A 20,479-nucleotide genomic window follows, 5' to 3' on the forward strand; every position below is an offset into this window, starting at 1 on the left:
TTTAGAATGGGAGTTCTAGCTGCATGATAACATCACGTTCGTAGTCATCATGCCAGCGATAATCCAACCTTAGCCTTGGCTCGCCTGGCTTCTTTTCGCCGAAACCAACACTTAACTGCAGCCCATGACTCATGATCCAATCTTCTGTCTCTGCAACATTGATTTTGTCTTCTAGTTCCGACGGAACCCAAACACCAATGCCAATATAATTAGAAGCAAGACTTTGACTCAGGATTGGGCTGGTCTCTGTTTGCAAAACCCAGTCAGCCCAGTATGAGGAATAGTCCGTAGAGCGCTCCTCCGATATCCACTCATCAAAAGCATCGAGTTTATTCGCAGTATATTGAATGCCATCGAGTAAAGAGAAGCAGATCCCGCGTGAAGAATGAAACAACACCGAATCAGACGAATAGCCAGTATTATACAGCTCGCATGCACCAGCAGAGGAAGACACTACCCCAATCATCAATATCAATGAGCGACCTTTCATTCACACCCCGAATAATTAGTACAGCATTCGTTAATAATACCCTTTTTCGGCTAACATTTGGCAAACTTTAAGCGTCGTCAGTGAATTAATGTTTTTTTTGTCACTTATTGCATTTCTCACGTCCGTACTACGGACCTTGACAGTTTCAGGACATGCCATCACTGACCATCGACTAAGTATTTCATCTGCTTTATAAAATTTAGCAAAATTAAATAGATTGTCAGGGCCAATGACAAAAGTAATGTCATATTCTGGGCACTGACGCTGCAATTCATTCAAAACTGCAAAGGTTGTGACACTTTGGTTTGGTTGATAAATCGTTTCTTCAACTCGACACCGTTCAACATTACTAGGTTGCAGATCTTCGATAAATGCATCGACCAATTCACATCGAGCTTGGTAGTCAAGCATTGCTTTCCCCCAAGCATGAGAAATACTCGGCAGCAGTAAAACCCGATCGAAATGGGTCAGTGAGTCGATCACACTCTTGTGGCCAAGGGTCGGTGGGTTAAATGCGCTGCCGAATACTGCGATTTTGTTCATTTTCTTTCCTGATGATTGTGAAATCACTGTTCACCGTGTTCAAATCTGTTCAATTAGGTATGATATTACCATTATTTTTGAAAATCATTGCTTGCAGGAAGGAAACATAATGGAACAGCTAATTCGCGACGAGATGCGTGTATTGCCATCAATCGACCCACAGTTTGAAATATCGCGTCGTGTCGAATTTATTAAGCGTAAATTGCAGGAAGCAAAGTGCAAAGCGTTAGTGCTTGGTATCAGTGGCGGAGTCGATTCAACAACCTGTGGCCGCCTAGCACAGCTTGCCGTCAATGAACTGAACGAAGAAACGGATGGCGGCTATCAATTTATTGCGGTTCGTCTGCCCTATGGCGAACAAAAAGATGAAGACGAAGCACAAATCGCGCTTCAGTTCATTCAGCCTTCACACTCAGTATCGGTTAACATCAAAGCCGGTGTAGATGGCCTACATGCCGCTTCACATCAAGCGCTAGCGCACACAGACCTCTTACCCAAACAAGCCTCTAAGATCGATTTTGTAAAAGGTAATGTGAAAGCTCGAGCGCGCATGGTTGCTCAATACGAAATTGCTGGGTATGTCGGGGGGCTAGTACTTGGTACGGACCACTCAGCGGAAAACATTACTGGTTTCTACACCAAGTTCGGTGATGGTGCCTGTGACCTAGCGCCATTATTTGGTTTGAGCAAACGTCAGGTACGTGAAGTCGCAGCAACATTAGGAGCGCCAGAACTTCTTGTTAAAAAGACACCCACCGCCGATCTAGAAGAACTGGCCCCGCAAAAAGCCGATGAAGATGCGCTCAACCTCACTTACGACCAGATTGATGACTTCTTGGAAGGAAAGCCAGTGTCACAAGAAGCATCAGACAAACTGATCGCCATCTACAAAGCGACACAACATAAACGTCAACCAATTCCGACCCTATACGACTAGTAACAAACGGGAGCAATTCAGCTCCCGTTTTTAAATCACGACCCTAAAACTAAACGCTTTTAAACTCTTTCTTCGAGTGCAATGTTATTATTCGCCCACAATAGTGCCTGAAGACGGTTCTTAGCATTAATCTTCTTAAAAATATTGTGTAGGTGGGTTTTCACTGTATTCTCGCTAACAAACAACTCATCGGCAATTTGCAGATTGGATGCACCATGGCCCAGCAAGCGCATAATTTCTTTCTCACGCTTGGTTAAGTTGGCGTAAGCTTGCGATGTGGTTACATTGTTCGCACAACGAAAATGCTCAATGTAATCTTGAGCGACTTTGCGCGACAACCACATCTCATCCTGCATGATTTTTTCCATACCTTTTAACAGTAAAGAAATGTCGTCATCGACATAGAAAACCCCGACGAGATTTCGCCATTTAAAAAGTTGTGTCGAAGGCACAGCTTTCGGACAGTTAATCACAATTTCCTTTGAGTTCTTGCTACTTAGAGAACGAATGTGGCTATAGAAATCAAATCTCTCGTCGTCAAGATAGTGGTAGTCAAACAGAATGTAATCGCCAAGAACGGCACTCTTACCTTCACATTCTTCCAGCGTTTCAATCGGAACAATAGTGACGTCCAATTGAACGCCTTGTTCTAAAGAATCTTTAAACAATTTGGATTGCATGCTCACGTCTGAAAGAAAGGTTATTTCGTGGGTACATTTATTTGCCATCTGCGAACTCTCCGGCTCAACTTATTCTGTCATTTAAAACTATCGTTTAGTTGTAAATAGTCAACACAGTAAATCATTGATAGCGATTCAAACGCACAATTTATCGTCTTTATTTTAGATACTTACCACTCAGTCTCATTTTTGAGATTCGGTTTATATATCTCGTATCTATTTGAATAGGCGAGTTAGGATGCCTTTTCTCCTTGAATAAATCATGCCCATGGACACTAAAACGACAAGGTTGAGGGTTCCGCCACTACCACCCTCAGACGTCGCACTGGTGTAACTGCCATTGACATTGCTGTTCAAAACCCGGACCCCATTGACGGTCGTCACATAGTACTTTGGTGTGACTTGCCCATTGACAACACTGTTTATCCAACCGATGTAATCATAGACATCAGTAAAAACGGAAGTCACGTTCAGTGACGCATCCCCACACGTACTCGGCCCGAAGCTAGTAATACCAATCTGAATGTACTGACTGCCATCATACCAATAGATTGGCCCACCTGAATCACCATTACAGGTTGAGTTTTGCAAGCTGCCAACCAGTGGTCCACCAAAACAGATTTGTTTATCTGTCACCTTACTGTATTGGGTTTGACAACTCGCCAGTGAGATATATTCCAGTGACGTTTCCAACAACCGAGTACCATTCGAACCACCCTCTATCAGGCCATGGCCTATTGCTTTGTAATCTGCTGGGCTAGGAAAGTTATTGTTTAACGTCGTATTTAGGAGTGACGTATAATCGGATACAGAAAGTGCGGTCTCGAGTTTAATAATCGCGATATCGTTAGGCCAAAGTTCTGACGCTGAGTCAACATAATCATCCGGATAATAAAATTCTGAAGCTTTTGCCTGCTGAGTGCTGAGAAAATTGGATTCATCCTCTAATTGGGGCACCACAACCGTGTATAACATGGTACTTTCATTACCGTAAATGCAGTGAGCTGCGGTCAACGCATATTGGCTGTTTATCATTGTCGCGCCACAATAACTAGAGGTACTGTAAGTGTTTCCGTTGCGGTAAAAAAGGCTGGCAAAAGAAGGATAATTAACGATGTTTGCGTTGCTCCCGTTAACAATATAGGGCGAGACATCAAACGCCATTAATCGGGAGCTGAGTAGTATCAGGCTAAGAAACCAAATTGAGTTTTTCACATTCCCGTCTCCCTTTCGTATCCGTCAACGTTAAGTTTAGCTCACGAAAGGACAAACGGTATCTAACTTGTTAACTTCCTTCTGGAAAAAGCGCCCAGTATTAACAATAAAGACAGATAGCCCAGTGAGCCACCACCGCCTCCACTGCTGTCGCTACTGCTTTGCACTGTGTTGTCGACGAGAGAACGTGTACCACCATTGCTCGTAGAAACATAATATTTAGGAGTTTGCCCACCAGAAATAACACTGCTGATCCATGAATTATAATCGTACACTTCTGTAAATACACCGGTGGCGGGCTGAGAAGGATCGCCACAAGTTTCAGGGCCAAAGCTGGTAATGCCAATCTGAACAAACTGACCACCATCATGCCAATAGACCGGGCCGCCTGAGTCACCATTACAGACTGCGTTCTTGTACGAGCCATTTTGGACACCATCAAAACACAGCTGCTTATCGGTAGAACCACACACTGATTTATCTTCTAGCTCCAAACTCGTTTCCAACAAGGTGCCACTCGAAGCCACATTGCCTTGAATCAAACCATGTCCTACCGCCTTGAACGAATTCGTTCCATTATTCAATGCGTAGCTATCATTTTGTGTGGTATTAAGAAGATATTGATAATCCGAAATATTGAGTGGGGATTCTAGTTTGATAATAGCGATATCGTTGGGCCACCTTTGCGCTTTAGAATCGACATAATCATCCGGAAAATAGAACTCTTTGGCTCGAGAGGCTTGAAAGCTCCCGCTTGGGTACTGACTCTGATCTGTTAACTGGGGAACCACCCAAGTATGCAAATTCTGGTAACTCTCATTGTAGATACAGTGTGCGGCGGTCAACACATATTGAGAGTTGATGACTGTAGCGCCACAAAAATTCCCATACTGACTACCATTATTGAAATACAAACTGGCAAATGAAGGGAATTGATTGATATCCGCAGCGGTGCCATTGACAATATAGGGGGTTACATCCAGCGCATAACTCTTGGATACAATCAACAGCGGCAAGAGTATGGGTAGCTTTCTCATTCAGATTTCCATTCAAATTTAAGTCACATAATGATGATACCCATCGGAAAATCCCCACGTCGAGTGATTTCAGAGCGTCGAGCTATCTTTTGCGCCAAAATGTTAACTTGCTTGAAACTATGACGCTAAAAATTTAACTATCAATTAAAGCGTGAGGCTGGATAAGAAAAAAGCCCACCTTAGTGAGCTTTTCAATAGCGAGACTATCTTATGGGCTATAACTAGCCGCGGTAGTAGCGTTGAGGTACAAATGGCATTTTTTCAATCGTCATCGGCAGCTTTTTACCGCGAACGTCTGCAAACAACTCCGTACCAATAGCGGAAAGGTCAGCACGTACATAAGCCATCGAAACCGGCTTACCTGCGTTTGGACCCGCTGTACCGCTGGTAACAACACCAACTTTATTGTCATCAGCATCAAACAGCTCCGTACCTTCACGCACTGGCGCTTTCGTCTGCCCCACTAGGCCAACACGCTTACGTGATACATCTTTCGTTTCAATCTGCTTAAGAATGATATCGGCACCGGGGAAGCCGCCTGCTCGCTCACCATCTGTGCGGCGAATTTTCTGAATGCCCCATAGAAGGCTTGCTTCTACAGGTGTCGTTGTTGTATCAAGATCGTGTCCGTACAAACACAGACCACACTCTAGACGAAGAGAATCACGTGCACCGAGGCCAATCCACTCCACTTCTTCTTCCGCTGTCAGCTTTTGTGCAAGTTCTTCAGCGTGCGTGTTCGGAACAGAGATTTCGTAACCATCCTCACCCGTATAACCACTGCGGCTGACGATACACTCAACACCTAGGATGTCTAACTTCTTCACATCCATAAATAGCATCTCAGCCACTTCTGGGTTGAAACGTTTCAGCACATCAACGGCTTTAGGACCTTGAAGCGCCAGCAATGCGCGATCATCGATGATCTCTAGTTCTACACCTGCAGGTAGGTGAGCTTCAAGGTGATTGATGTCTTGCTCTTTACATGCGGCGTTAACCACCACAAAAAGGTGGTCACCTAGGTTTGCCACCATAAGGTCATCCATAATGCCGCCTTCTTCATTGGTAAAGAAAGCATAGCGCTGGTTACCCTGTGGTAAGTCAATGATATCAACAGGAACTAACGACTCAAGAAATGCCGCGGCACCTTCACCGTGCAAACGAAGTTGCCCCATGTGGGACACATCAAAAAGACCCGCAGCGTCGCGAGTATGCAAGTGCTCTTTCTTTACACCCAGCTTATATTGGACTGGCATGTCATAGCCTGCGAAAGGAACCATTTTCGCACCAGCTTCCACGTGAAGTGTATGAAGTGGTGTTTTGAGTAGATCTTGAGTCATTGTTGTCTCCATTTAATCAGGTTCGTTTTCCGTTCAAGGAAACCTTGTTTCCAATAATAAACACGAGTGGAGAATTTTTGCACCATTAACCGTAGGAGAACAGTCCAAAGTGTGACATTTAACATCATATTCACATTAGAAGGCGCCAAAAGAAAACGCCACCCCAGACTGATAAAGCCCGAGATGGCGCTATTGTACTCATCCAAACCCCGATAGCAAACGTTTGCCTTCACTATAGGAAATTGTATTTAAATCATGTTATTTAGCGGTCACCCACAAAATATTGGCATCCTGCTCGCTGGTTGAGATCAGCATATGACCCATATTCGCGTCATAGTAAACGCTGTCTCCTTCACTCAACTCAACCGGTTCATAAAACTCCGAATAGAACATGACAGAGCCAGACAAAATCAGCAAAAACTCTTCACCGTCATGACGAACCCAATCACCGTATTCCTCAAAGTTTCGAGCATGCACTTGGCTTTTAAAAGGCATCATCTTTTTATTGGAAAGCTGAGTCGCTAACAGCTCGTGTTCGTAGGTCGGTGTCGGGTGAGGTTTCCCCTGCAAATTTTTGGTAATATCCCTACGCCCTGTTGCCACCTTTTTTCTAGGTGGTTCAAAGAGTTGTGGCATATCTATTTGCAATCCAAGCGCCAACTTTTGCATCGCCTGAAACGTAGGAGAAATCTGCTCGTTCTCGATCTTACTTAGGGTTGAACGAGCGAGACCAGTGCGTTGACTTGCCTCTTCTAAAGTGATCCCTAACTTACCGCGAATATCCTTGATTCTCTCACCCAATTTCAGGGGCTCGATATTTTGATCGGCGGCCTCTTTTGCCAGAGTCAAAGATGGGTACTCATCATAGATATCTTCGGGCATGCTTCCCTCTTATTAAACGTCCACTTCCTGTTTCATTTTCATTGTGCACCAACCCACTAAGAGAGGAAAGATAACAATAGGAAATAAAGCGTGCTCTTTGTAACAGTTTTAGAAACCATGTTTCCAATAGGAAATTTTTGGTTGATTGTTCCTTCGACAACCGTTATGTTACCAACTTGTTAGTTGTAGAGATGCTATTTCCGAACTGGCTGATAAAGTGATTTAGCAGTGAGATTCGGCTTTTCCCCTAGATTTTGAAACATCACTTGGGGGTATAGAATTCACCCTGTCTTCAGTTTTGAGGGCAGTAAATAGAAAAAGGACTGACGAGAGCGATAACCCTATTAATAATCTCGTTGGCGCGAATGGAAGGTCATCTACCATGAACAACACTTACCAAAATCACAGCCTAGAGAACTTTTTCTCGACGAATCTTGCTGCTACAGATGACGCGGTTTTCGCTGGTATCCAAGCGGAAAATAGCCGTCAGAACGAACAAATCGAGCTCATTGCTTCAGAAAACATTGTTTCTAAAGCCGTAATGCAAGCTCAAGGCACTTGCCTAACCAACAAATACGCAGAAGGTTACCCTGGTCGTCGTTACTACGGCGGTTGTGAGCATGTTGATACCGTAGAAACCATTGCCATTGAGCGAGCTAAGCAGCTGTTCAAATGCGATTTCGCTAACGTTCAACCGCACTCTGGTGCACAAGCAAACGGTGCAGTTAAACTGGCCCTGCTTCAACCTGGCGATACCATTCTAGGCATGTCTCTCGATGCGGGTGGTCACCTGACTCACGGTGCGCGACCTGCTCTTTCTGGTAAATGGTTCAATGCCGTTCAATACGGTGTGGATCGTGAAACCCTAGAAATCAACTACGAAGACGTTCGCGCTCTGGCACTGGAGCACAAACCCAAAATGATCATCGCTGGTGGTAGTGCTATTCCGCGTACTATCAACTTCGCTAAGTTCCGTGAAATCGCGGATGAAGTCGATGCGATTCTAATGGTTGATATGGCGCACATCGCGGGTCTTATCGCTACAGGCGCTCACCCTAGCCCACTGCCACATGCACACGTTGTAACCACAACGACGCACAAAACATTACGTGGTCCTCGTGGTGGCATGATTCTGACTAACCACGAAGACATTATTAAGAAAATTAACTCAGCGGTATTCCCAGGCCTTCAGGGTGGACCTCTGATGCACGTTATCGCAGCTAAAGCCGTCGCATTCGGTGAGGCGCTAGGCCCAGAATTCAACACTTATATTGATTCAGTGATCAATAACGCAAAAGTTCTAGCAGAAGTATTGCAAACTCGCGGTTGTGACATTGTGACTGGCGGCACCGACACGCACTTAATGCTGGTTGACCTTCGCCCTAAAGGCTTGAAAGGTAACAAAACCGAAGAAGCACTGGAGCGTGCGGGGATCACATGTAACAAAAATGGCATCCCTTTCGATTCAGAGAAGCCTATGATTACATCGGGCATCCGTTTAGGGACGCCTGCGGGTACAAGCCGCGGCTTTGGCGCTGAAGAATTCAAACTCATCGGTAACTGGATTGGCGATGTACTGGATGGATTGGTGAACAACCCAGAAGGTGACGCAGAAGTAGAGCAACGCGTTCGCAAAGAAGTGAAAGCGCTGTGTAATCGCTACCCACTTTACCAATAAACAATTTAATCAAATTTATATTTTTGGAGATGAAGCAATGGACAACACACTGAAGTTTGCAGATAGCCACGAGTGGGTACGCGATAACGGTGACGGCACAGTAACTATCGGTATTTCAGAGCATGCACAAGAAATGCTAGGTGACGTTGTATTCGTAGACCTACCTGAAGTTGAAGCAGAAATCGAAGCGGGTGACAGCTTCTCTTTGGTTGAATCTGTAAAAGCCGCTTCAGATATCTACGCGCCAATCACTGGTGAAATTCTGGAAATCAACGAAGAGTTAGAAGATAGCCCAGAGCTTATCAACGAAGAACCTTTCGAAGGCGGTTGGATTGTTAAGGTGAAGATGTCAGACGCATCAGAGCTAGACAATCTAAAAAGCGCAGAAGAGTACCTAAACTCGATCGAAGACGAGTAATTAGGACCCGTTTAAAGCTGCCCCCAACTGGGAGGCAGCTTTTTTTCAAAGTTCGGACGTATAATTATTTATATCAGTAATGATATCCGATACCCGGAATGACGGAGTAGGTAAAGGACAATGACTGAATTACTTCAAAGCCTCAGCACACAAAATGAGTTCGTTGCTCGCCACAACGGACCAAACAAATCTGACCAACAAAAAATGTTGGATGCGATCAATGCTGTCAGTCTTGACGCACTGATCGACGAGACCGTACCAGCTCAAATTCGCCTAGAACAGCCAATGACCATGGCTGAAGCATTAAGCGAAGCAGACATGCTGGCTGCAATGCGTCAATTCGCAGATCAAAACCAAATTAAACGTACATTCATCGGTCAGGGTTACTACAATACCTTTACGCCAAACGTGATTCTACGTAACGTATTGGAAAACCCAGGCTGGTATACCGCTTATACTCCTTACCAACCAGAAATTTCTCAAGGTCGTTTAGAAGCATTGCTGAACTACCAACAAATGGTAATGGACTTGACGGCAATGGATATCGCTAACGCGTCTCTGCTCGATGAAGCAACAGCAGCTGGCGAAGCGATGACCCTATGTAAGCGTGCAGGCAAGAGCAAAAGTAACGTATTCTTCGTTGCCGACGATGTTCACCCACAAACGATAGAAGTGGTCAAGACTCGTGCTAAATACATCGGCTTTGACGTACAAATCGGTTCGCTTGAATCACTTCCGGAGCAAGACGTATTCGGTGCGCTGGTGCAGTACCCTGGAACTACGGGTGAAGTTCGTGACCTAACAGACATCATCGCCAAAGCGCAAGCCAACAAAACATTGGTGGCTGTCGCCACTGACCTACTTGCTTGTGCACTGTTGAAACCAGCTGGCGAAATGGGCGCAGATGTTGTCATCGGTTCCGCTCAACGTTTCGGCGTGCCTATGGGGTACGGCGGTCCACACGCCGCCTTCATGGCAACACGTGACAAGCACAAACGTACCATGCCTGGTCGTGTCATCGGTGTGTCTATTGATACGAAAGGCAACCAAGCGCTGCGTATGGCAATGCAGACTCGTGAGCAGCATATTCGCCGCGAGAAAGCGACTTCAAATATCTGTACGGCTCAAGCACTGCTAGCAAACATGGCTTCATTCTATGCGGTTTACCACGGCGCAGAAGGTCTACGTACCATTGCTCGTCGTACTCACCACATGACCGCTATGCTTGCAGCAGGTCTGACTAAGTCAGGCTACGAGCTCGCACACAATAGCTTCTTCGATACCATTACGATCAACACGGCTGGTAATACAGAAGAGCTGTACGCGAAAGCACAAGCGGCAGACATCAACCTGCGTAAGCTAGACGGCAAGCTAGGTATCAGTTGCGACGAAACGACAACGACTGACGATGTGGAAGCACTATTTGCTATATTTGGCGTAAAAGAAGCAATCAATGCACTGTCTTCTGAAATCGCAGCCAACGAGTTCGCGGCTATCCCCGAAGCACTGCGTCGTACTTCAGAGTACCTAACTCACCCAGTATTCAATACGCACCACAGCGAAACGCAGATGATGCGTTACCTCAAGCAGCTAGAGAACAAAGACTTCTCATTGACGCACGGTATGATTCCACTGGGCAGCTGTACCATGAAGCTGAATGCGGCGGCTGAGATGATCCCGGTGACTTGGCCTGAATTCGGCTCAATTCACCCATTCGCTCCCATCGAGCAAGCAGCAGGCTACTCAGCTCTAGCGAAAGACTTGAAAGAGAAGCTGTGTGAAATCACAGGCTACGACGATTTCTCCCTACAACCAAACTCGGGGGCATCTGGTGAGTACGCTGGTCTTATCGCGATTCAACGCTACCATGACAGCCGCGGTGAAGGTCACCGTAACGTTTGTTTGATCCCAAGCTCAGCACACGGAACTAACCCTGCAACAGCTTCTATGGTGTCAATGAAAGTCGTCGTGGTGAAGTGTGATGACGACGGTAACATCGATATCGACGATCTCGCGGCAAAAATCGAGAAGCACAAAGACAACCTGTCTAGCATTATGATCACTTACCCTTCTACGCACGGTGTGTATGAAGAGCAAGTAAAAGAAGTGTGTGAAATGGTTCATGCTGCTGGCGGTCAAGTTTACCTAGACGGTGCCAACATGAACGCTCAGGTTGGCTTGACGTCTCCAGGCTTTATTGGCTCTGACGTTTCTCACCTGAACCTGCACAAAACCTTCTGTATCCCGCACGGTGGTGGTGGTCCGGGTATGGGGCCTATCGGTGTTAAATCACACCTAGCACCATTCCTTCCTGGCCACATCGAAAACGGCGTGGAAGGCGAAGACTTTGCTGTCTCTGCAGCAGATCTCGGTAGCGCTTCTATTCTGCCTATCTCTTGGGCTTACATCGCCATGATGGGTGAAGCTGGCCTGACTGATGCGACCAAGGTTGCGATTCTAAACGCGAACTACATGATGGAGCGCCTACGCCCTCACTACCCTGTTCTTTACCGTGGTACAAATGGCCGCGTAGCACACGAATGCATTATTGATATTCGCCCGCTGAAAGAAGACACAGGCATCAGTGAAGAAGATATCGCTAAGCGCTTGATGGACTACGGATTCCACGCACCTACTATGTCGTTCCCTGTTGCCGGCACGCTTATGGTTGAGCCAACAGAGTCTGAAGATCTGGAAGAGATCGACCGTTTCTGTGAGGCAATGATCGCGATTCGTGAAGAGATGGCGAAAGTGAAGAAGGGTGAATGGCCACTAGAGAATAACCCTCTGGTTAACGCACCGCATACTCAAGTTGATCTGTCGGCTGAAGAATGGGATCGCCCATACTCGCGTGAACTTGGCTGTTTCCCATCACCTGCCACTAAGTCTTGGAAGTACTGGCCAACAGTAAACCGCGTAGACAACGTATACGGTGACCGTAACCTAATCTGTTCTTGCCCTAGCATCGAGAACTACCAAGACTAATTAGGTTGTTGATCACAGAGAACCAAGTTGGAAACTAACTTGAAAACAAAAGGCGAACCATTTGGTTCGCCTTAATTTTAAGGGATGACTGGTTTAAAAAAGCAAACGCCCAAGCCCTTCCTAAACTGAGTTTGCAACTCTGCTTTCAACACAACTTTGCTGTCCGGAATTATTAAACCACTACAAGTCGAAATGCCCCATTTTATGAGCCTTTGTTTTTAGATAACCCTCATTAAAAACATTTGCCTTATGAAGAGTTGGAATTCTGTCAGCGACATGGATCCCAAGGCTCTTCAGTGCATTTACTTTCAACGGGTTGTTTGTGATCAGGTCGACCTCTATGACACCCAAGAAAGTTAATACTTCAGCAACGTCATCATAAACTCGACTGTCTTGCTCCAAGCCCAGTTCATGATTGGCCTCAACCGTATCTAACCCCGACTCCTGAAGCTTGTAAGCTTTAATTTTGTTCGTTAAACCAATACCTCGGCCTTCTTGCGGCAGATACACGACAATTCCTGACCCTTCCGCAATCATTTGTAAGGCGGAATCTAGTTGCTGAGAACAATCACACTTCAATGAACCAAATAGCTCCGATGTGGCACAAGCAGAATGCATTCTCAGGCTAACTTTTTCGCCTGAAACGTTGTTTGTTGCAACCATTAGCTCTTCATAGTTACTGGTTTTGAAAACAGATAGGGATAAGACACCCCATTTTGTAGGTAGCTTTGTAGATGCTTTCAGTTCGACCATAACTACCCCTTAAATTTCAACTTTGTATAGATTGCCGTCATATGAACTGGCATAAAAAGCTTGCTCAGACTCACTCCAATCGAGAGATGAAATACCCCAGTTCGTAAGTCTAGTTGGTTTGTTTAACCAACAACCATTTTGAAGGTCATATATATCTACAAAGCCAGTGTAGCTTCCTGTTGCGATATATGTTCCGGCACCGTTGGACGCTATACATTTTATTGAGTTTAAATGACGAGATGGAACCCTTAGGATTAAGCCATCAACACCCCATAACCCCAGATGAAGATCTCTGGAGATTGTGGCAAATCCGTCTCTGAATGGAGCGCAGTCGTTGAGGATTCCCTCGTGAGCACCCTCGATTTTCTTCTTGATATCGAAGTCATGAATATCTAGAACAGAAAGCTCTCCATCGGCACAACCAGAGAACACAAAGTCACCATCAAACGAAATTCCTTTAATTGCGTTCTCATGGACTTGAACCTCTTTGATTTTGCTTAGCTTACCGGATGGCTCTTTATCAAAGATGTACATCTTGCCCGAATAAGTACCTACAACAAGCTTGTCTCGAACGACTACAGCGCAGTTGATCGGTGAATCTGTGAAGTGCAAATCTGACGGATGACTAACATTGAACAGTTGGCACCCTTGACCTCCGGCGTATAGGTCGCCATTAAAATCTACCACGGTATTACATAGGGAATTTACATTGGCAACCTCTTGATTATTTTTATAAATAACACCTGAGTCACCAACAGAATAAATGTCTTCTCCAGACACATGAACAGCATTCAAGCTTGATGACGGAGTGATGTCGTAATCAGACCACTGCTCTTTCTCAAGGTCAAATATCAAGAAACAAGATCCAAAAGTACCCACAACCAAAGTTGTTTCATTTAAAAATGAAACAGATCGAGGCCATGCGATTTGTGGCAATTTGGTGCGTGAAATTGCAGATATTGTAAAATCTGACTCTAGATACCAGTAAGCCAATGTTCCGTCATATGAGGTACTAACAAACTTTGTTCCGGCTTTATTTACTACAATGCTTTTTACGGCACTTTCATGAGCCGCAAATGAATACTTCTGCTCGTTCGACATAAGTGTAATGAAGCCATCATTGTCACCAAACAAGCGGTCACCATTCATCAAGTATGCTATCGCATCGACATCAGTGTTCGAGTCATCTTTGATACCGACTTGAGAGCCACTATGAGCACACCATGTCCGGATTGTCCCATCGGTGCCAACTGAAGTTACGTTTTTGTCGTTGGCGCTCCATGCAAAGCTTTCTACCAAACCCTGATGGCCGTGCATTTCACACTGCTTTTCGCCAGCAAGAGTATGAACCGACAAGCTCCCGTCATAAGAACAAGCTGCTATAAACTCATCGTTGTGACTAAATGACACATCAAGAACGTCATCTTTGTGTGTGGTAATTAATGTGATTAATCGCATCTCTGGAATAGCCCATACTCGAATTGAGTAGTCACTGCTTGCTGTCACCAACATTTTTCCATCAGAGGAAAAGTCGCAAGCATTTACCAAGTGGTCGTGGGTGGCTTTTCCAAGGGCACTCGGATTATTCCCTAACACCTCCCATAGAATCACTTGGTTGTCGTATCCGCATGTAGCAACAAGCTTATTCTCTAGAGTTGCTACACCACTAATCGGCGCACTGTGTTTTAGCATAATATGTCCTTATATAGTTCTTGCTAAGCGAAAGCCCATTGCAAAAATATCGCGATCAAACTTAGGGAATTTTCCATGCCTTCTAGGCGTTCTTGCTAAGTCTGCGAATCGAGCAAAACTACCACCTCTAGCTACTCGATACTCATCTGTGTTCTCGTTGAGGTGATCTACTTGAAGTTCGCCGCCATCGTAAGGCTTGTAATTACATGCCACGTATTCTTCGACATTTCCCGCCATATCATGGACTTCAAACTGGGAACAACCGTTCGGGAAAATACCAACTGGTGTAGTTTGATAGATCTGAGTCTCAACCGTATTTGTCCGTGTAGCCTCAAAGGCACCACCCCAAGGGAACTGTAGATGATCAACACCAGATGCCGCCGCCTCCCATTCCGCCTCTGTTGGCAGTCGGTATCCAGCGCCAGTCTTGTCATTTAACCAAGAAATGTAAGCATCAATCGCTTCAAGCGACACGGTATGAACAGGGTGATTTGCTTTTTCGATTGGGTAAATACCAAGAGGCCATGAAGACGGAAGTTCAGGGAATCCTGTTTCTAACAAAAACTCTCTATATTCTTGGTTTGTAACCGGATACTTAGCAATCTCAAAAGCATCAATCTGCTGATCATGCTGAGGAACTTCCTTCATGATCCAAGCAATCTCAACCCCAACCGACTCGTAATCTTCAGTTACCTTTTTAGCTTCTTCTTTTGAAACGCCAATTTGATACACCCCATATGGGATCTTGACCATTGCTGGCTGAGTCGCAATCAGTCGTGGGTCTCCATATAAACCTAATAAGCTTGCTGCTGCGTACCGAGTTTCTAGAGGCTGAGATGATTGGCAAAAAATCGATATTAGCTCTTCATTGGTGGCTGCTCGTAATTTTGAGAACTGTTCGCAGTTAGAGGCGAATTTGTTATCCACATATGATTCAGGCAGCCCCATTGCTTCTCGGTCTGTCATTTCAGTCTGACATGCTTTTGGGGAAGAGATAGTTGCATTACTCATATTAAGACTCCCCGAACTTGAACTTAGGGTTCATCACACGCTCATCTTCACGCAATGGCTTCATGCACTCTGCATAAGCAAATAGCATGTTTGTGTGATGCTCTAGTCGCTCTAGACTCAAACACTCTTCTGGAGCTTTATCATCATCAATACCACGAACAATGATATGGTCTGGAATGAAACACATGTGGTTATTTTTATAGCCAGTGGCTCGAAGTTCGTGCACAGGGTTTGTGCCACCTTTGCCAGCAGAAACAGATACTATCAAGCATGGCTTATGCCCAATCTCAGTCCCGCTACATAGAAGCAAGAAGTTCTTAAGGGCTGGAGGCACCATCCCCGCCCACTCCGGTGCTATCAAAACCAATGCATCAGCATTCTGTAGAGTAGCTGCCACATCATCCCAGAAATCCCACTGATCTGTACCATCCCAGAACCCTTCATTCCACATTGGAATGTTCAACTCTGCCAAATCGAGAATCGTTGCTTCATGGCTTGAGCCAATTGATTTCTTAATATACTGCGCAATAGCAGAACTTTTTGAACCTTCTCTGTGACTTCCAGATACGATTACGGTATTCATTATTATGCCTCCTTGCTAAAAATGGCCTTAGACTTCTTAAACTCCACCATCACCATTAAGGCGACTAGAGAAATCACCAACGTGATCACGTACAAATTGAATGAGATTTCAAACTTAATAAGACTCAACAGAACTAGAGAGATAAGTGTCCTGAGGATGTAAATGACAGCTTGAATGACTGAGAAATATTGCCCGATCTGATGTTGAGCCACTTGCTTCATTACTACCGTGTTGTATGAAACCTTACAAATTGCATTAGTCGCACCCCAAACGAAGGAGGCAACAATTACAGCGATCTCACCACCAACAACGGTTGCCAAAAACCCAGCCCCAAGAGACAAAGCCAGCGCCAGAGCAACAATCGTATTGATTGGATACATTTTGGATAACTTGGGAAATGCTGAAGCCCCCACCATTGCCGAAATTGTGTAGACAACGCTAATTGTTGCGATGATTGAAATATCAGATAGCTGAACACCGTTGAAGTAGACTGGATTTATGATGTTTGTCGCCATCACAATTAAAAACGGCGCATTCACAGCCACCCCGAAGAAAATTAGAGGTTTGTAAGTCGAGATTATTGTTTGAACGCTCTGTTTCTCTTTCTGTATAGGCTCTGCTTTATCACCTGTTTTCACTTTTGAGGTGAAGCATAACAATACGGCGACTGCCGCTAAAACTAACGCAATGGAACAAAAAATGATTGTTTGAGAAAAGTCTCCTTCAGTAAGGAAGGTAATCGTAATAACAGATGACAGCAGCGTGGCTAGCTGTGTCTCAAACTCCATCAGAGAATTAACATTATTGCGCTCATCTTCAGAAAAACGCTCTTGAATGAAAGCCCCACGAACATTGTAGTAGAGCATGAAGAATAGCTGAGTAAAGCCGAAGTAGGCCATTAGAATCAATGCTTTATGAAGGCCGCTATCTATCGCTGTTCCCGCTGCATAGAGGGCAACACCCATGAAAAGCAATAACGAAAACATGAAGTTTTTTCGAGAGTATGAGTCGATGAACTTCCCTGCAAACGGGGAGGCAAAGGCAAGTAGAACGGTAGTGATCAGAGAAGCGCTAACAAGCACCTCTCCAGTACCATCAATCGATACGATGCTCCACGGAATAACTATCAGCGAAACACCAATTGCTACCGATGCAACAAAGTTGAAGAAAACAAATATCAGGATTTTAGATGTCATCTTTATACCACTCTATACTTGTAGATAGTAGTTGGTCGCAATCAATCCGATACGACATAGCACAACCGCTTCTTCCTAGAATGGTGAATGAATTTTCGCTAGTAATAACAATGGACTTCATGTATTCCGAACCATAGAAGCTTGAATCCAATAACTCCCCTGTACGGGTATCTGCCAGCCATAGTCGATTGGCATACGTTATCATGACCATATAGCCACCCCACACAACAAAGTCTTCAACAGTGTTGCTAGATGGATCTATGAAGCGGTGAGAATGGTTCCATTGCTCATTTTCAAAGTAAATCTTGTCCACTGAATCACTGTAAGTGCAATAAAGCGTGTTGTTATCAACCCACTTCATTCGCTTCGGAAGCCTAGAGAAAGTTTGTTCTATGATCTTTCCAGACTCTACGTCCATCAGATAGATTTGCCCCATCCTTTCGCCAAAAGCGAGAATGTCGCCTGCGGGATTTAGCGCAAGTGACCATATAGGCTCTTCGGACTGCCACAAGGTGCGAATCTTACCTGAAGCGAACGCAGCCAGACGACCATCCTCAAGGCATAAAAAATACGTATTCGAATCATCCGAGTAACATATGTCTCGAACCGGACTACCAACATCAATTATTTCTTGCCCGTTAGATCCATTGAGTACGAAGTGCCCTTTTGTAGACCCTGCGGCAAATTCACTCTCATTGCGTATGCACAATCTCTTAAAGTAGCCACCTTTAAGGTCTACGTTGCAAGTTTTGACGAAATGAAGGTCTCCGTTAGCGTGAGGCTTTTCGATGTTAATAATGGCACCCTCTTCGCCGACTGCGAGAAAACGACCATCCGAAAGCTTTTCACAAGACCAGATTGTAGGAGGCATTTCATGAAACTTTCTCAGAACTTCGCCTGTTTCGATATTGATTTTTTGCAAGCTACCGTTTCTTACTTGCAGCAATATTACATCCGGCTCACTGCGGTGATAATCGATCCAACGAAGTTTATATTCGGCCTCGTAGCATACCCCGATATTCTGAAGAGTATCTATGTCGACTTTGTATACGTGTCGGTCAAAGCTGGTGGCAAGGGCGTATGTTTCACCTTGCTTATAGGTAACATGCTCCAAGTCATCTCTGGTAAAAGAATCCCCTTGAGCAGTCGATAGCTTGAGTGTTTCTGGATCTACTGCTGCCGATACAATCTTTCTGGCATCACACGCAATTACAAAGAAATTTTCAGAAACTTCCTCGAACCAGTGCATAGACTCAGCAATTCCTTCTGGAATAACGTTGTCGACCACCTTGTAATTGCTAACAACAGTAATCTCACCATGGTTGCCGCCGACCATTAGATATGAGCCACACTTACTGTATTTAACGGTAATTATGTCGGACTCATGCAGACGTAAGCAGTGAGTTTGATTCCCCTCAAAATCCATAAATACGAGAGAGCTATTACCAGCCCTTGTCGCAATTTCATTTTTAGTTGGGGAAATATCCACCGCTTGAGATACGCTGTGGATTGCAGGGAAATCATCTAGGCCGAGGTCTCTTGTACATATGTACGATAATTTTTCGAGACTGGCGGGGTTTGAGTTGTATTTGAAAAGAGAAACGTGGCGGTCACCACCAACAAGAGCAACAAGCTTCCTCTTTTCACAAATTGAGATACCCTCGACAGCACCAAAGTGCGCCTGAATAGAGCAGACCATTTTTAAATCTTGGTCTTCCAGCATTAGCAAGCGTCCATTCTTGCACGCAGCAAAAACAATTCCAATTTGACTGGCATAAGCCGTGGTGTAGATGCTATCTGAGTACATACTTCATCCTGAAATATTAAAAAACTGTTTAAATTAGCTAGGGTGAAACCACCCTAGCTAAAAGGCTTACTTACTTGTTTGCACGAATCTTATTTGCACGGATCTTGTTAGCTCGGATAGCGCCTTTTTGCTCACCTTTCTGATTTGGGATGATTACTTTCATGTTTATCTCCTTGAAATGAATTTAATAATCAAGCACGCTTCGTTGCGTGCAAACTTTTTATATCAAACCGATTACATATAAACTAACCTTGCGGTAAGATAATTAAAGTTTGTTCACAAAATTAAATATTTATTAACATTTGAGATTTTATTGGTTTGAAAGATAAATATTTGTGGTGATATAAATATCGGTTGCTTTTGGTGTGGGTGGGTTAAGATTTTGTTTTTTATGCTCTATTGTGAGCCTTATCTTTCTACGAAGTGGGGCCTGCAAGTCCTTATATTGACATTATTAGGGGATGAATTCAGGACACACACCCATCATTAGTGGCGAAGGCTCTTTGGCAATAGAATAATATCTGCGCCTAACGCATACCTATGGGTTGGGGAAATGATTAGGGGTTCTGCCCGTGCCTTACTAACAGGCGATAAAGTGATCACACCCAACCTGAACATTGTGCCATAAAATCAGTTATGAACTCGCCATATGTCAGGAGTCCCTGTTTAGTAATTTTTTATGCTTTTACTTTCGAATGAGACCGAGTAGATCAGTACAATACGAATTGTCACCACTTTGACTAATTAGGGTTGTCACTTGACCTCGATGATGAGTTTGGTGATTAAAAAAGTGCAGTAACACCGATGCGAAGGGTTCTGAAAACTCCTTACCTGAAGAGTTTTGATAAACCACATTAGAATCAAATTCAGTATCACTAATGGAACTTATCCAGTCAGCAATTACAGCATCTAATTTACCACGACTTGCACGCAATTCATCTAGAGTCTCGAAGCAATGCGTACTAATAGAAGTTGGATGAGGAAACTCATTCAGACTTTCATTCAAGTCATAGGAACTCTGAACATTGGTAAATCGATGTAACCACATCAAGTCGCAAGTAAAAATATGACTCATCGTTTTGAAAGCTGAGCCCCAAAACGCGCCTTTTTCCTCGTAAATATCAAGGTCGACTCCCTCATTTAAATGCGAGAGTAATGACTCATTCATCCATTGATTGTACTCAGACATTAGAATAAATTGCTGTTTCATCTGTGTTGTTCCTAATTCAACA

18 protein-coding genes are annotated in these 20,479 nt (G+C 44.5%); 4 read left to right on the forward strand and 14 right to left on the reverse strand.

Going from position 1 to position 20,479, the window contains the following annotated elements; translation table 11 throughout:
- Position 1 precedes the first annotated feature (1 nt).
- Together TW84_RS02510 and TW84_RS02515 are read right to left on the reverse strand one after the other, a co-directional pair.
- Entirely contained in the window at positions 2–490 is a 489-nt protein-coding gene (locus TW84_RS02510; protein WP_045974105.1) for a hypothetical protein, read from the reverse strand.
- 30 nt (positions 491–520) lie between these two features.
- Positions 521–1,033, reverse strand: coding sequence for a nicotinate-nicotinamide nucleotide adenylyltransferase (locus tag TW84_RS02515; protein WP_045974106.1), 513 nt, complete (start codon positions 1,031–1,033; stop codon positions 521–523).
- 109 nt (positions 1,034–1,142) lie between these two features.
- Between TW84_RS02515 and nadE the strand changes: the two genes are divergently transcribed.
- On the forward strand, positions 1,143–1,970 hold the full coding sequence (gene nadE, locus TW84_RS02520) for an ammonia-dependent NAD(+) synthetase (protein ID WP_045974107.1): 828 nt from the start codon (positions 1,143–1,145) through the stop codon (positions 1,968–1,970).
- Between the two features lie 59 nt (positions 1,971–2,029).
- On the opposite strand, the gene TW84_RS02525 is transcribed toward nadE, so the two are convergent.
- The 5 genes from TW84_RS02525 to TW84_RS02545 all read right to left on the reverse strand — a co-directional run bounded on the left by TW84_RS02525 (position 2,030) and on the right by TW84_RS02545 (position 7,124).
- Complete coding sequence (locus tag TW84_RS02525) at positions 2,030–2,698, reverse strand: LuxR C-terminal-related transcriptional regulator (protein WP_045974108.1); 669 nt, start codon at positions 2,696–2,698, stop codon at positions 2,030–2,032.
- Between the two features lie 168 nt (positions 2,699–2,866).
- A complete protein-coding gene (locus TW84_RS02530) occupies positions 2,867–3,865 on the reverse strand; it encodes a S1 family peptidase (protein ID WP_084720175.1) in 999 nt (332 codons plus the stop codon).
- A gap of 62 nt (positions 3,866–3,927) precedes the next feature.
- Positions 3,928–4,902 carry a S1 family peptidase gene (locus tag TW84_RS02535; protein WP_045974109.1) on the reverse strand — a complete coding sequence of 325 codons (975 nt, stop codon included), beginning with the start codon at positions 4,900–4,902 and terminating at the stop codon, positions 3,928–3,930.
- A 221-nt stretch (positions 4,903–5,123) separates the two neighbouring features.
- Positions 5,124–6,242, reverse strand: coding sequence for a glycine cleavage system aminomethyltransferase GcvT (gene gcvT / locus TW84_RS02540; protein WP_045974110.1), 1,119 nt, complete (start codon positions 6,240–6,242; stop codon positions 5,124–5,126).
- Between the two features lie 258 nt (positions 6,243–6,500).
- Complete coding sequence (locus TW84_RS02545) at positions 6,501–7,124, reverse strand: helix-turn-helix domain-containing protein (protein ID WP_045974111.1); 624 nt, start codon at positions 7,122–7,124, stop codon at positions 6,501–6,503.
- A 382-nt stretch (positions 7,125–7,506) separates the two neighbouring features.
- On the opposite strand from TW84_RS02545, the gene TW84_RS02550 reads away from it, so the two are divergent.
- The 3 genes from TW84_RS02550 (at position 7,507) to gcvP (ending at position 12,205) form a co-directional block, all read left to right on the forward strand.
- On the forward strand, positions 7,507–8,802 hold the full coding sequence (locus TW84_RS02550; RefSeq protein WP_045974112.1) for a serine hydroxymethyltransferase: 1,296 nt from the start codon (positions 7,507–7,509) through the stop codon (positions 8,800–8,802).
- A gap of 37 nt (positions 8,803–8,839) precedes the next feature.
- Positions 8,840–9,220, forward strand: a complete 381-nt coding sequence (gene gcvH / locus TW84_RS02555) for a glycine cleavage system protein GcvH (protein WP_006961445.1) — start codon at positions 8,840–8,842, stop codon at positions 9,218–9,220.
- A 120-nt stretch (positions 9,221–9,340) separates the two neighbouring features.
- Positions 9,341–12,205 carry an aminomethyl-transferring glycine dehydrogenase gene (gene gcvP / locus TW84_RS02560; RefSeq protein WP_045974113.1) on the forward strand — a complete coding sequence of 955 codons (2,865 nt, stop codon included), beginning with the start codon at positions 9,341–9,343 and terminating at the stop codon, positions 12,203–12,205.
- A 180-nt stretch (positions 12,206–12,385) separates the two neighbouring features.
- Here the strand turns inward: gcvP and TW84_RS02565 are convergent, their stop codons facing one another.
- From TW84_RS02565 to TW84_RS02595, 7 genes are all read right to left on the reverse strand, one after another.
- Entirely contained in the window at positions 12,386–12,958 is a 573-nt protein-coding gene (locus tag TW84_RS02565; protein ID WP_045974114.1) for a GTP cyclohydrolase II, read from the reverse strand.
- Positions 12,959–12,967: 9 nt separating this feature from the next.
- Entirely contained in the window at positions 12,968–14,650 is a 1,683-nt protein-coding gene (locus tag TW84_RS02570; RefSeq protein WP_045974115.1) for a WD40 repeat domain-containing protein, read from the reverse strand.
- Positions 14,651–14,659: 9 nt separating this feature from the next.
- Complete coding sequence (locus TW84_RS02575; protein ID WP_157633996.1) at positions 14,660–15,661, reverse strand: formylglycine-generating enzyme family protein; 1,002 nt, start codon at positions 15,659–15,661, stop codon at positions 14,660–14,662.
- 1 nt (position 15,662) lies between these two features.
- On the reverse strand, positions 15,663–16,244 hold the full coding sequence (locus tag TW84_RS02580; protein ID WP_045974116.1) for an NADPH-dependent FMN reductase: 582 nt from the start codon (positions 16,242–16,244) through the stop codon (positions 15,663–15,665).
- A 2-nt stretch (positions 16,245–16,246) separates the two neighbouring features.
- The gene (locus tag TW84_RS02585; protein ID WP_045974117.1) at positions 16,247–17,440 is read right to left on the reverse strand and encodes an MFS transporter; all 1,194 of its coding nucleotides are present in this window, start codon (positions 17,438–17,440) and stop codon (positions 16,247–16,249) included.
- Positions 17,430–19,247 (reverse strand): WD40 repeat domain-containing protein, encoded by a 1,818-nt coding sequence (locus tag TW84_RS02590; protein ID WP_045974118.1) that lies wholly within the window; start codon positions 19,245–19,247, stop codon positions 17,430–17,432. Before TW84_RS02590 ends, TW84_RS02585 begins: the two co-directional genes overlap by 11 nt.
- A 685-nt stretch (positions 19,248–19,932) precedes the next feature.
- Entirely contained in the window at positions 19,933–20,457 is a 525-nt protein-coding gene (locus TW84_RS02595; RefSeq protein WP_045974119.1) for a DinB family protein, read from the reverse strand.
- Positions 20,458–20,479: the final 22 nt, after the last annotated feature.

It is taken from the genome of Vibrio neptunius (assembly GCF_000967495.1).
Taxonomy (GTDB): Bacteria; Pseudomonadota; Gammaproteobacteria; order Enterobacterales; family Vibrionaceae; genus Vibrio; species Vibrio neptunius.

Coding starts and splice junctions, on each gene's coding strand:
- TW84_RS02510 (WP_045974105.1), bottom strand. CDS start 490: ATGAAAGGTCGCTCATTGATATTGATGATTGGGGTAGTGTCTTCCTCT.
- TW84_RS02525 (WP_045974108.1), bottom strand. CDS start 2,698: ATGGCAAATAAATGTACCCACGAAATAACCTTTCTTTCAGACGTGAGC.
- TW84_RS02575 (WP_157633996.1), bottom strand. CDS start 15,661: ATGAGTAATGCAACTATCTCTTCCCCAAAAGCATGTCAGACTGAAATG.
- TW84_RS02585 (WP_045974117.1), bottom strand. CDS start 17,440: ATGACATCTAAAATCCTGATATTTGTTTTCTTCAACTTTGTTGCATCG.
- gcvH (WP_006961445.1), top strand. CDS start 8,840: ATGGACAACACACTGAAGTTTGCAGATAGCCACGAGTGGGTACGCGAT.
- gcvT (WP_045974110.1), bottom strand. CDS start 6,242: ATGACTCAAGATCTACTCAAAACACCACTTCATACACTTCACGTGGAA.
- TW84_RS02545 (WP_045974111.1), bottom strand. CDS start 7,124: ATGCCCGAAGATATCTATGATGAGTACCCATCTTTGACTCTGGCAAAA.
- TW84_RS02570 (WP_045974115.1), bottom strand. CDS start 14,650: ATGCTAAAACACAGTGCGCCGATTAGTGGTGTAGCAACTCTAGAGAAT.
- TW84_RS02590 (WP_045974118.1), bottom strand. CDS start 19,247: ATGTACTCAGATAGCATCTACACCACGGCTTATGCCAGTCAAATTGGA.
- TW84_RS02515 (WP_045974106.1), bottom strand. CDS start 1,033: ATGAACAAAATCGCAGTATTCGGCAGCGCATTTAACCCACCGACCCTT.
- TW84_RS02580 (WP_045974116.1), bottom strand. CDS start 16,244: ATGAATACCGTAATCGTATCTGGAAGTCACAGAGAAGGTTCAAAAAGT.
- TW84_RS02550 (WP_045974112.1), top strand. CDS start 7,507: ATGAACAACACTTACCAAAATCACAGCCTAGAGAACTTTTTCTCGACG.
- gcvP (WP_045974113.1), top strand. CDS start 9,341: ATGACTGAATTACTTCAAAGCCTCAGCACACAAAATGAGTTCGTTGCT.
- nadE (WP_045974107.1), top strand. CDS start 1,143: ATGGAACAGCTAATTCGCGACGAGATGCGTGTATTGCCATCAATCGAC.
- TW84_RS02595 (WP_045974119.1), bottom strand. CDS start 20,457: ATGAAACAGCAATTTATTCTAATGTCTGAGTACAATCAATGGATGAAT.
- TW84_RS02565 (WP_045974114.1), bottom strand. CDS start 12,958: ATGGTCGAACTGAAAGCATCTACAAAGCTACCTACAAAATGGGGTGTC.
- TW84_RS02535 (WP_045974109.1), bottom strand. CDS start 4,902: ATGAGAAAGCTACCCATACTCTTGCCGCTGTTGATTGTATCCAAGAGT.